This is a genomic window from Corallococcus llansteffanensis (assembly GCF_003612055.1).
In the GTDB taxonomy this organism is placed as follows: Bacteria; Myxococcota; Myxococcia; order Myxococcales; family Myxococcaceae; genus Corallococcus; species Corallococcus llansteffanensis.
Genome location: NZ_RAWB01000322.1, coordinates 1 through 11,502 on the forward strand (window position 1 = coordinate 1; position 11,502 = coordinate 11,502).

An 11,502-nucleotide genomic window follows, 5' to 3' on the forward strand; every position below is an offset into this window, starting at 1 on the left:
GGGCTCCGCGCCCGGGGCCGGCGCGGTCGCGATGGGCGTGGACCTGGGGGCGGCGGGCGTCAGCTCCCCGGTGAGGTCGCGGTTGAGCGAGCGCACCGCGTCCTCCCCCACCTCCACCGTCTCCTCGAAGAGGCGGCGCTCGCCCTGCGCGAGCACCACGCGGTGCGACCCCGCGGACACCTGCACGCGCGCGGGCGTCAGGTCCACCGCCTTGCCGTCCACCATCACCACCAACCCCGGTGGCGTGGACGTCACCAGCAGCAAGCCCCCGTGCGCCGCCTCTGGCGCGGCGTCCGGGGTCGGCTGCGGCTCCCGGGCCTGGGCCCGCGCGGCGGAGAGCTTCGCGGCGCGGGTGCGGGGCACGGCGCGCGACGTGGAGGGCTCCCTCGGCCCAGGCGCCACGGCGGTGCGCGACTGCTCGCGCGAGCGCAGGCCGGTGGCGATGTCCAACAACCGCACCAGGTCGCCGTTGTTCTCCCGGCGCAGGTTGAGCGCCTCGGTGAACTCCTTCACCGCCTTGTCGTAGTCGCGGTCCTCCAGCGCGGCGAGTCCCGACGCGCGCAGGGCCCTCGCGAGCCCCTCGTTCGCGTCATTCGCGGGCGCGGGCGCGGAGGGTGGCTGCGCCGCGGGCGCGGACGCCGTCGGCTGCGCGGTGAGCGACGAGGCGGGCGGGAGCGCCTGCGCGGCACGCCGGGAGCGCACCACCAGGTACGCCCCGGTGTTCACGGCCACGGTGCCCAGCAGGATGACGGCGATCCAGGTCTTCTGATTCTTCACGTTCGTTGTCCCGCTTCCCACATCACGGTGCGCCCCCGACCCTTCACGCGCCCCTTCACGCCGCGAACAGCCAGAACAGCGCGCTGCCCACCAGGGCGACGCCCGCCGCCGCCGCGAGCCCCCAGGGGAACGGCGCGGCCGCGGCCGCCTCTTGCGCGGACGCGACGCTCGCGGACCCCGGGCCCCGGGGCAGCACCCCGGTGGCGACCAGCGCGCTGTCTTCAAGGGGCTCGACGGACTCGGACGATATGAGCGACGCCGGACCGGAGAGGCCCGACGGTGAGTGCGCCGAGCCCGGAACGGCCACCGCCACCCGGCCCTTCGCGTCCGGCGGGAAGAGCGTGGCCATCAGCGTCGCCAGCTCCCCGCCCCCGGACGTCCAGTGCTGCGCGGAGCGGTACCGCTCCAGGTCGTCGCGCAGCTCGCGCGCCGTCAGGTAGCGCGCGTCCGGAGCCTTCGCGAGCAGCTTCAGGAGGATGCGCTCCAATTCCGGCGCGAAGCCCGGCGACACCTGCGACGGCGGGGGCACGTCCCCCTGCGATGTCGCCAGGATGGTGGCCTCCATCGTGTCGCGCTTGAACAGCCGCCGCCCCGTGGACGCCTCGTAGAGGACGATGCCCAGCGAGTACAGGTCCGAGCGGTGATCCAACGGCCGGTTGGTGATCTGCTCCGGGGACATGTACGCGTACTTGCCCTTCACCACCCCGGCCACCGTGCGCTCCAGGTTCACGGAGCTCTTCACGATGCCGAAGTCCGCCAGCTTCACGATGCCGTCGCGCGACACCAGCACGTTGGCCGGCGTGATGTCCCGGTGCACCAGCTTCAGCGGCGTGCCGTCCGACAGCGTCTTCGCGTGCGCGTACGACAGCGCGTCCGCCATCGCGATGCCCACGTCCACCGTCACCCGGGCCCCCAGCGGGATCGCCGCCTTCGCCGCGTGCCGCATGATGCGGTCCAGCGACTGGCCCTGGATCCACTCCATCGCCAGGTAGTACTGCCCGTCGATCTTCCCGAAGTCGAACACCTGCACGATGTTCGGGTGCGTCAAAAGCGCCGCCACCTTCGCCTCGTCCGCGAACATGCGGCTGAAGGGCTCCAGGTTCGCGTACTCCGGCAGGATGCGCTTGATGACGCACGCCTTCGAGAAGCCGTCCGGCCCGTCGAGCGTCGCGAGGAAGATGTGCGCCATCCCGCCCGAAGCGAGCTGCTGGACGATGCGGTACTTCCCGAAGCGGACCTCGGGTCCAGGCGCGACCGGCGGCGGCGTCACCTTATCAACCCTGTCCAAATCGTACTCCCAGGACGGAACTCGAATCCCCGGAAGATACCGACACCCCGGTTTCCACACAAGATTCAGGCTCCCTGTCAACAGGGTCATCCGTGGGGTCCCCTCCAGAACGTGACAGATGGGGTCCGAGGCCGGCGTCCGGGCGTCCCGGCGTATCCTCCCGGGCCGCACGCATGGCGACCTCCACCTCCGACGCCCTCCCCGCTTCCGCTCCTCCCCGCCCCCTGTCCGCGCGGGACGTCCGCACGTTGGGGCTCGCGGCATTGGGGGGCGCGCTCGAGTTCTACGACTTCATCATCTTCGTGTTCTTCACCGCGGTGATGGGCCGGCTGTTCTTCCCGCCGGAGACGGCGGACTGGCTCCGGCAGCTCCAGACGTTCGGGCTGTTCGCGGCGGGCTACCTGGCGCGTCCCCTGGGCGGCATCGTGATGGCGCACTTCGGGGACCGCACGGGGCGCAAGCGGATGTTCACGCTGAGCGTCTTCCTGATGTCGGTGCCCACGCTGCTCATGGGCCTCTTGCCCACGTACGCCACCGCCGGGTACGTGGCGCCGCTGGCGCTGCTCGTCTTGAGGTTGTTGCAGGGCGCGGCGGTGGGGGGCGAGGTGCCGGGCGCGTGGGTGTTCGTCTCCGAGCATGTGCCCGAGCGCCGGGTGGGGCTGGCGTGCGGCACGCTCACCTCCGGCCTCACGCTGGGCATCCTCCTGGGCTCGCTCGTCGCCACCGCCGTCAACACCGTCTTCACGCCGCAGGAGGTGATGGCCTACGGCTGGCGTGTGCCCTTCATCGTGGGCGGCGTGTTCGGCTTCCTCGCCGTGTTCCTGCGTCGCTGGCTCCAGGAGACCCCCGTCTTCGAGGAGATGCGTCAGCGCCACGCGCTCGTGAAGGAGCTGCCGCTCAAGGCCGCGCTCAAGGGGCACGCGCCCGCCGTCGCGGTGTCCATGCTGCTCACCTGGGTGCTCACCGCTGGCATCGTGGTGGTCATCCTGATGACGCCCACGCTGATGCAGCAGCTGCACGCCATCCCCGCCGCCCAGGCGCTGGGGGCCAACAGCGTCGCCACGCTCACGCTCACCGTGGGCTGCGTCTTCTTCGGCGTGCTCGCGGACCAGCTGGGGCCGGCGCGGGCCCTGGCGCTGGGCACGCTCGCGCTGCTCGTCACCGTGCAGCTCTTCTACCGGGGCGTCGCCAGCGCCCCCCAGCACCTGGTGCCCCTGTACGCGCTGGTGGGCTTCTGCGTGGGCGTCGTCGGGGTGGTGCCCGCGGTGATGGTGCACGCCTTTCCACCGGCCGTGCGCTTCTCCGGCATCTCCTTCTCCTACAACGTGGCCTACGCGCTGTTCGGCGGCCTCACCCCGCTCGTCGTCACGCTCGCGCTGAAACAGAGCGCGCTCGCGCCCGCGCACTACGTCACGGCCGTGTGCGTCGTGGGGCTCGCGGTGGCGCTGTACCTCGCCCGGGCCTCCGCCGCCGGCTCCGGCGACCCTGGAAATCCCCGCGCGCCGTCCCGCTGACACCCGGCCGCCCGGCTGGCCGGTCCTCCGAGGTGTTCACCGGACGGCTGTGGCCCGCTCCCTCCTCTCGCGGTGCTGGCCCCCCATGGAAGCGTCCGCTATGCCGCAGAAGCGGTGTCACACCTCGGGCATGTGTCTTCCGCGATGCGTACCTTCCGCCCCGGCGCGCGCTTTAAAGCGGCAGAGCCTCGCGTGCAGCTCCCCGCCGCTGACGGACCTGGAATGCACAGCAGCAAATCGCCGCTCTTCCCGAGCGGCATCCCCAGCTTCGACGCGCTCCTGGGCGGAGGCATCCCCGAGCGTCAGGCCCTCATCGTCACCGGGACGCCCGGGTGCGGGAAGACGGTGCTGTGCAGCCAGGTGGCCTTCGAGGCCGCGGCGCGTGGCATCCCCGTGGTGATGGCCACCGTGACCTCGGAACCCCACGACAAGCTGATGGGGGCCCTGGCGGGCTTCTCCTTCTTCAAGCCGGAGCTGCTGGGGGAGAAGCTCTTCGTCATCAGCGCCTACTCAGCGCTCAAGCGGGGACCCAAGGAGGCACGCGACCTGCTGCTCCAGACGGTGCGCGAGCGCGGCGCGGGCCTGCTGTTCATCGACGGGCTGCGCTCCATCCGGGACCTCTGGATGGACGAGGCGCGGCTGCGCGAGTTCCTCTACGAGCTGGGCATCGGCCTGGCGGCCAGCAACTGCGTCGGCCTGTTCACCACGGAGTACCCGCTGGAGCGGCTGATGGCGCTGCCGGAGGCCACCACGGTGGACGGCATCGTGTCGCTGTCCGTCATGCCGAACGGCGCGCGCCGGGTGCGCCGGGTGGAGGTGGTGAAGCTGCGCGGCCGCAACCACCTGGTGGGCGAACACGTCATGCTCATCAACAAGACGGGCGTGGAGTTCGTGCCGCGCCTGGAGGCCACGCCGCTGGACTTCCACGACGAGCCGCCCACGCTTGCGCGCAAGGGCTTCGGCCTGCCGGAGCTGGACGCGCTGATGTACGGGGGCCTGCCGGAGCTGAGCACCACGATGCTCGCGGGGAGCATGGGCATTGGCAAGACGCTGCTCGCCACGCACTTCGCGGCGGAGGGCGCGCGCAAGGGGGAGAAGGCCCTCTACATCTCCTTCTTCGACTCGCCCGCCATGCTCATGGCGCGCGCGAAGCGCGTGGGGCTGGACGTGGCGTCCCTGCGGGGCGACGGGATGCTGATGCTCCAGCACGTGCCCCCCATGGAGGTGGAGGCGGACGTGCTCGTGCAGGACCTCCTGCGCAAGGTGGAGACGCTGGGGGTGAAGCGACTGGTGCTCGACGGGCTCGCCGACCTGGAGCTGTCCATCCTGGACCCCATCCGGCGCAGGACGTTCCTCGCGTCGCTGGCGCTGCGGCTGAGGATGCTGGGCGTCACCTCCGTCTTCACCCGCGAGGTGCCGAAGATCGTCGGCACGGAGCTGGACTTCAGCGACGCGCCCGTGGCCATCCTGGGAGAGAACCTGCTGCTGCTTCGCTACGTGGAGCTGCACGGCCAGATGCACCGCATCCTGTCCGTGCTCAAGATGCGCGACAGCAAGTACACCCCCGACCTGCGGGAGTTCCAGATCAACGACACCGGCGTGAAGGTGCTCGCGCCGCTGCGCTCCGCCGCGGGCCTGCTGACCGGTCAGGCGCGCCCCATTGGCAGCACCGTCGGAGGAAGCCACGAATGAGCCTCGTCCTCATCGCGGAGGATGAAGAGGCGCTCCTGGAGGTCTTCTCGGAGGTGGTGGAAGACCTGGGCCACCGCGTGGTGCGCGCGCACAACGGCGAGGAGGCCCTGCTGCTGGCGCGCACGGAGCCGCCGGACCTGGTGGTCAGCGACCACATGATGCCCCGGCGCACCGGCATGCAGCTCTTGCACGCGATGCGCTCGGAGCCCGTCCTGTCGGAGGTGCCCTTCCTGCTGCTGAGCGCGGCCCGGCCGTCCGGGCGCGAGGCCGCCCAGACGTTCCTGCCCAAGCCCGTGGACCTCACCACCTTCGAGCAGGCCGTCAGCACCGCGCTCCAGAGCCGCACGGCGCTCCGCCATGAGACCCCGCAGGCCGCGCGCGAGTCGGCCACCGCGGTGAGCCTCGCCCGCGAGGAGATGCTCAACTGGGTGGCGCACGAGCTGAAGACGCCGCTGAGCTCCGCGCGGCTCAACACCCAGCTGCTCCTGCGCAAGGTGCACAAGCGGGGCGCCGAGGACGAGTTCCGCTCCGCGGAGGCCATCCTGCGCCAGTTGGACCGGATGAACGGCCTGGTCACCTCCATCCTGGACGCCTCGCGGCTGGCGGACGGAAAGCTGGAGCTGAAGCAGGAGCCCACCGACCTGGGGGGCTTCCTCCAGGGCCTCATCCAGGACTGGCGCGAGATGCAGCCGGAGATGGACTTCCGGCTGGACCTGGGCGAGTCCGTGGAGCCGCTCCTGATGGACGCCGAGCGCGTGCGACAGGTGCTCAACAACCTGCTGTCCAACGCGGTGAAGTACAGCGGCGAGTCCCGGCGCATCGAGGTCGGCGTGACGCTGAGCCCCGGCCTCGTCCTCATCCACGTGCGCGACCACGGCGTGGGCATCCCCGCCAACGCCCTGCCCCACATCTTCGAGCGCTTCCAGCGCGCGGACGCGGACCGGGGACGCGGCCACGGCCTGGGCCTCTTCATCGCCTCGGCGCTCGCCCGCCTGCACGGCGGCTCGCTGTCCGCCCGCTCCACCCTGGGTGAAGGCTCCACGTTCATCCTCCGGTTGCCCCGGCGAAGCTGAACCAGGACTGCACGATTCCACCGGAATTCCATCCAGCTCCTCCCAGATGGAAGTCCATGGACACCCGGCGCTCTCGGTGAATTAGAAAGCGAGGTGTGTCCACGCCCCGCCTGCCCCGTGTGTCGTCGCTCCGCGCGCTGAAGCACCGCGACTTCGCCTTTCTCTGGGGCGGGGCTGCGCTGTCGAACATCGGCACGTGGATGGAGGTGCTGGCGCTGGGCGTGTACGTGACGAAGGTGACAGGCCGGGCGGAGTGGACCGGAGGCGTGGCGGCGCTGACGTTCCTGCCGGCCATCGTGCTGTCGCCGCTGGGAGGCGCGCTGGGAGACCGGTTCGACCGGCGCCGTGCGATTGGCGTGGGAGCGCTGATCCAGATGGTGCTCGCGGGGACGCTGGCGGCGCTGGCCTTCAGCGGTCAGCTCACGGTGCGGTGGGTGGCCATCCTCTCGTTCCTCAACGGCTGCGCGGTGACGCTCTTCACGCCCGCGTTCTCCGCGATGATCGCGGTGTCGGTGCCGAAGGAGGACCTGCACAGCGCGCTCAGCCTGAACTCCGCGCAGAACAACCTGGGGCGCATCTGCGGGCCCGCGCTGGGGGCGCTGGTGATTGCGCACGCGGACGTGGCGTGGGCGCTGCTCCTGAACGCGCTGTCCTTTGGCGCGGTGCTGCTGTCGCTCACGCAGGTGAGGGCCACGGCGGCGGGGAAGTCAGCGGACTTCGGCGGCCTGTGGGCGGGCATCGTGCAGGGCATCAAGGTGGCGCGGGCGGATGAAGGGCTGACGCTGGCCCTGGGTGGCACGCTGGCCATCGCCGTCTGCATCGCGCCCTTCACGGCGCTGGCGCCGGTGCTGGCCATCCAGGTGTTCCAGCTGGACGCGGGCGCGACGTCGGTGCTCGTCACGGCGCAGGGGGTGGGGTCGCTCCTGGCGGCGCTGTCGGCGGGCACGCTGGCGGACCGGCTGGGGCGCGGGCGGCTGTTGGAGGTGACGGTGCTGCTCATCGGCCCCATGGCGGCGGCGTACTGGCTGTCGCCGTCGCTGCCCTACGCGGCGGTGGCGGTGCTGGGATTGGGCGCGCTGTACATGCTGTCGCTCACGGGGCTGGCCACGCTGTGTCAGGCGCGCGTGGGCAGTGAGTTGCAGGCGCGCATCGCGAGCCTCAGCGCGATGCTGCTCTTCGTCGGCTTCACGCTGGGCGTCTGGTTGCAGGGCGCGCTGGCGGACCGGCTGGGCATCCGCCTGGTGACGGCGGGCGCGGCCCTGGGGTTCTTCGTCTTCGCGGTCCTGCTGCGCGCCTTCCGGTCGCGCGGCTTCGCCGCCTTCGAAGTGTAACGGAGCCACACGATGACGACCTCCTCGCCAGTTGCTCCCGGGCGCAAGCGCACCCCGCTGCCCCTCGTGCCCAGGACCGAAGCACTGCCCCTGTCCTTCATGCAGCAGCGCCTGTGGTTCCTGGCGCAGTGGGAAGGGCTCACCGCGACGTACAACGTCCACTTCTTCGTGCGGCTCACGGGGACGCTGGACGTGGCCGCGCTGGAGCACGCCCTCCACGCCGTGGTGGCGAGGCATGAGTCGCTGCGCACCACCTTCGAGTCCGTGGAAGGGCAGCCAGTGCAGCGCATCCGCGCACCGGAGCCCGCGGCGTTCCCGCTGCGCGTGGAGGACCTGTCCGCGCGGGGGCTGGACAAGGAGGCCCGCGAGCAGGCCCTGCGCGAGCGCGCGGAGGCCGAGGCCCGGACGCCGTTCGACCTGGCGCGCGGCCCGCTCGTGCGGACCACGCTGGTGCGACTCTCTCCGGAGGAGCACGCGCTGCTCTTCGTCACGCACCACATCGTGTGCGACGCGGTGTCGCTGGGGTGGATGGCGGCGGAGCTGAGCGCGCTCTACACCGCCTTCACGAAGAATGAGCCGCCCCGCGTGCCGGAGCTTCCGGCGCAGTACGCGGACTTCGCGCACTGGCAGCGCAAGGCGATGCAGGGCGAGCTGCTGGAGGCCGAGCGCGCATGGTGGACGGAGCGGCTCGCCGGAGCACCGCCCGCGCTGGAGCTGCCCACGGACCGGCCCCGTCCTCCCCAGCAGACGTTCCGGGGCGCGGTGTACCGCCTGCCGATGGCGCCGACCCTGGCCCAGGGCCTCCGGGAGCTGAGCCGCAAGGCGGCCGTCACGCCGTACATGGCGCTGCTGGCGGCATTCCAGGTGCTGCTGTTCCGCTACAGCGGGCAGGAGGACCTGGTGGTGGGCACGCCCGTGGCGGGGCGCGGGCGCCGGGAGGTGGAGCGGCTCATCGGCTTCTTCGCCAACACGCTGGCCCTGCGGTTGGACACGTCCGGCGACCCGACCTTCCTCGCGCTGCTGGGCCGGGTGCGCGAGGTGTGCCTGGGCGCGTACGCGCATCCGGACATGCCCTTCGAGCAGCTGGTGGAGGCGCTCGTGCCCGCGAGGGACCCCAGCCGCTCGCCGCTGTTCCAGGCGATGTTCGTGCACGTGAATGCGCCGTGGGGCGCGCTGAAGTGGCCCGGGCTCGCCGTGTCGGAGGTGGACTTCGAGCCCGGCGTGGCGCGCTTCGACGTCACCCTCTTCCTCTACGACGACCCCAGCGGCATGGAGGCGCGCTGGGAGTACAACGCCGACCTCTTCGACGAGGCGACGGTGGCGCGCATGGCCGCGCACTATGCGCGCCTGCTGGAGGGCGCGGTCGCCCGGCCGGAGTGCCCGGTGTCCGCGCTTCCGCTGCTGACGGCGCCGGAGCGCGAGCGCGCGGTGGTGGCGTGGAACGACACCGGGGCGGACGTGCCCGTCCACCACGGCGTGCACGCCCTCTTCGAGGCCAGCGTGCGCCGGAGCCCGGACGCCGTCGCCGTGCGGTTTGGCGACGCGCACCTCACGTACGCGGAGCTGGACCGGCGGGCCAACCGCGTGGCCCATGCGCTGCGGCGGCGGGGTGTGATGCCGGACACGGCGGTGGGGCTGTGCGTGGACCGCTCGCTGGAGCTGGCGGTGGGCGTGCTGGGCATCCTCAAGTCGGGCGCGGCCTACTGCCCGTTGGATCCGGCCTATCCGCCGGAGCGGCTGGCGCTGATGCTCCACGCGTCGCGCGCGAAGGTGCTCGTCACCCAGCGGCACCTGACGGCGGGCTTGCCGGAAGGCGGGGCGGAGCCGCTGTTCCTGGAGGACGACCCGGGCACGCCGGACACGACGCCGGAGCCGGTGGGCGGGCCGGACACGCTGGCCTACGTCATCTTCACCTCCGGATCCACGGGCGTGCCCAAGGGCGTGGCCATGCCGCACCGCCCGCTGTTCAACCTCATCCAGTGGCAGGTGCGCCGCTCCACGGTGCCAACGGGGCGCACGCTCCAGTTCTCCGCGCTGAGCTTCGACGTGTGCTTCCAGGAGATGCTCCCCACCTTCGCCGCGGGCGGAGAGCTGGTGCTCGTCCCTGAGGACCTGCGCCGGGATGCTCGCGCGCTCCTCACGCGGATGCGGGAGCAGGGCGTGGAGCGCATCTTCCTGCCCTTCGTGGCGCTCCAGCACCTGGCGGAGGTGGCGGACGCGGAAGGGCTGCGTCCCGACGCGCTCCGGGAGATCAACACCGCGGGCGAGCAATTGCGGATGACGCCCGCGCTGCGCCGGCTGCTCCATTCACTGGACGGCTGCGTGCTGGACAACCACTACGGCCCCACGGAGACGCACGCGGCCACGGCGCATGTGCTGAAGGGCGACCCGGACGCGTGGCCGGACCTGCCGCCCATCGGGCGCACCATCACCAACGCGCGGGTGTACCTGCTGGACGCGCGGCTGGAGCCGGTGCCCGTGGGGGTGGCGGGCGAGCTGTACATCGGCGGCGCGGGGCTGGCGCGCGGCTACCTGCACCGCCCGGACCTGACGGCGGAGCGCTTCATGCCGGATCCGCTGAGCCCGCATCCGGGCGCGCGGATGTACCGCTCCGGCGACTTCGCGCGGTACCTGCCCACGGGGGTGATGGAGTTCCTGGGCCGGCGCGACGCGCAGGTGAAGATCCGCGGCTACCGCATCGAGCTGCCGGAGGTGGAGGCGGCGGTGGCGAAGCTGCCGGGCGTCAAGGACGTCGCGGTGGTGGCGCGCGAGGACGAGGCCCGGGGCAAGCACCTGGTGGCCTACGTGGTGACGCAGCCCGAAGCCGAGGTGGAAGCAGGCGCCCTCAAGGCGACGCTCCGCGAGCGGCTGCCGGACTACATGGTGCCCGCGGCCTTCGTGCTGCTGGACGCCTTCCCGCTCACGCCCAGCGGCAAGCTGGACCGGCGCGCCCTGCCCGTCCCGGGAGACGACGAGGACGCGGCCCGAGACTTCGTGGCCCCGCGCACACCACTGGAGAACGAGGTCGCGGGAGTCTTCGCCGCGCTCCTGAAGCTGCCGCGCGTGGGCGCGCACGACCACTTCTTCGAGCGGGGCGGCCACTCCCTGCTGGCGACCCAGGTGACGTCGCGGCTGCGCGAGCGGCTCCGGGTGGAGCTGCCCGTGCGCGCGCTGTTCGAACACCCCACCGTGGAGGAGCTGGCGGCGCACCTGGCCACGCTTCAACCGACGGGCGGGGCGACGCGGGAGTTGCCGCTCGTGGCCGGCCCGCGCGACGAAGCGCTGCCGCTGTCCTTCGCGCAGGCGCGGCTGTGGTTCCTCACCCGGCTCGACCCGGGTGGCTTCTCGTACAACCTGCCCTGGTTCACGCGCTGGACGGGGCCGCTGGACGCCGATGCGCTCGAGCGGAGCCTCCAGGTGCTCGTGCAGCGTCACGAAGCGCTGCGCACCACGTTCGGGGAGCACCAGGGGCAGCCGGTGCAGCGCATCGCGCCGGTCCTGGAAGTGCCGCTCCGTCGCGAGCGCGTGGCGTCGCGGGCCGAGCTCACACGGCGCGCCGAGGCGGAGGTGCGCGCGCCGTTCGACCTGAGCGAAGGGCCGCTCCTGCGCGCGACGCTGATCCGCGTGGGCGACGCGGAGCACGCGCTGCTCGTCACGCTGCACCACATCATCTGTGACGGCTGGTCGCTGGGCGTGATGGAGCGCGAGTTGACGGCGCTCTACCTCGCGGCCACGGGAGGCACGCCGGTGACGCTGCCGCCGCTGACGCTCCAGCCGGCGGACTTCGCGCGCTGGCAACGGACGGGGTGGGTGGGGGACGCCGTGGA

At 72.0% G+C, this 11,502-nt stretch carries 7 protein-coding genes; 5 read left to right on the forward strand and 2 right to left on the reverse strand.

Features of this window, described 5'->3' with window-relative positions; genetic code table 11:
- Positions 1 to 777, reverse strand: a 777-nt coding sequence (locus tag D7V93_RS26430) for a PEGA domain-containing protein (RefSeq protein WP_120646037.1), incomplete at its 3' end; no start/stop codon positions are given.
- Between the two features lie 55 nt (positions 778 to 832).
- A complete protein-coding gene (locus tag D7V93_RS26435) occupies positions 833 to 2,065 on the reverse strand; it encodes a serine/threonine-protein kinase (protein WP_120646038.1) in 1,233 nt (410 codons plus the stop codon).
- Between the two features lie 173 nt (positions 2,066 to 2,238).
- Here D7V93_RS26435 and D7V93_RS26440 point away from each other — a divergent pair, with 173 nt between their 5' ends.
- The 5 genes from D7V93_RS26440 to D7V93_RS26460 all read left to right on the forward strand — a co-directional run.
- Positions 2,239 to 3,579 carry an MFS transporter gene (locus D7V93_RS26440; RefSeq protein ID WP_120646039.1) on the forward strand — a complete coding sequence of 447 codons (1,341 nt, stop codon included), beginning with the start codon at positions 2,239 to 2,241 and terminating at the stop codon, positions 3,577 to 3,579.
- Between the two features lie 222 nt (positions 3,580 to 3,801).
- Positions 3,802 to 5,271 (forward strand): ATPase domain-containing protein, encoded by a 1,470-nt coding sequence (locus D7V93_RS26445; protein WP_120646040.1) that lies wholly within the window; start codon positions 3,802 to 3,804, stop codon positions 5,269 to 5,271.
- A complete protein-coding gene (locus D7V93_RS26450) occupies positions 5,268 to 6,344 on the forward strand; it encodes an ATP-binding response regulator (RefSeq protein ID WP_120646041.1) in 1,077 nt (358 codons plus the stop codon). The genes D7V93_RS26445 and D7V93_RS26450 overlap by 4 nt, the downstream gene beginning before the upstream one ends.
- Positions 6,345 to 6,439: 95 nt before the next feature.
- A complete protein-coding gene (locus tag D7V93_RS26455) occupies positions 6,440 to 7,675 on the forward strand; it encodes an MFS transporter (protein WP_120646042.1) in 1,236 nt (411 codons plus the stop codon).
- A gap of 12 nt (positions 7,676 to 7,687) precedes the next feature.
- Positions 7,688 to 11,502: non-ribosomal peptide synthetase (locus tag D7V93_RS26460; protein ID WP_147451336.1), on the forward strand; the 3,815-nt coding region annotated here is incomplete at its 3' end.

Excerpts from the sequence above, each read along its gene's own strand:
- D7V93_RS26450 (WP_120646041.1), top strand. The coding sequence starts at position 5,268 with ATGAGCCTCGTCCTCATCGCGGAGGATGAAGAGGCGCTCCTGGAGGTC.
- D7V93_RS26445 (WP_120646040.1), top strand. The coding sequence starts at position 3,802 with ATGCACAGCAGCAAATCGCCGCTCTTCCCGAGCGGCATCCCCAGCTTC.
- D7V93_RS26440 (WP_120646039.1), top strand. The coding sequence starts at position 2,239 with ATGGCGACCTCCACCTCCGACGCCCTCCCCGCTTCCGCTCCTCCCCGC.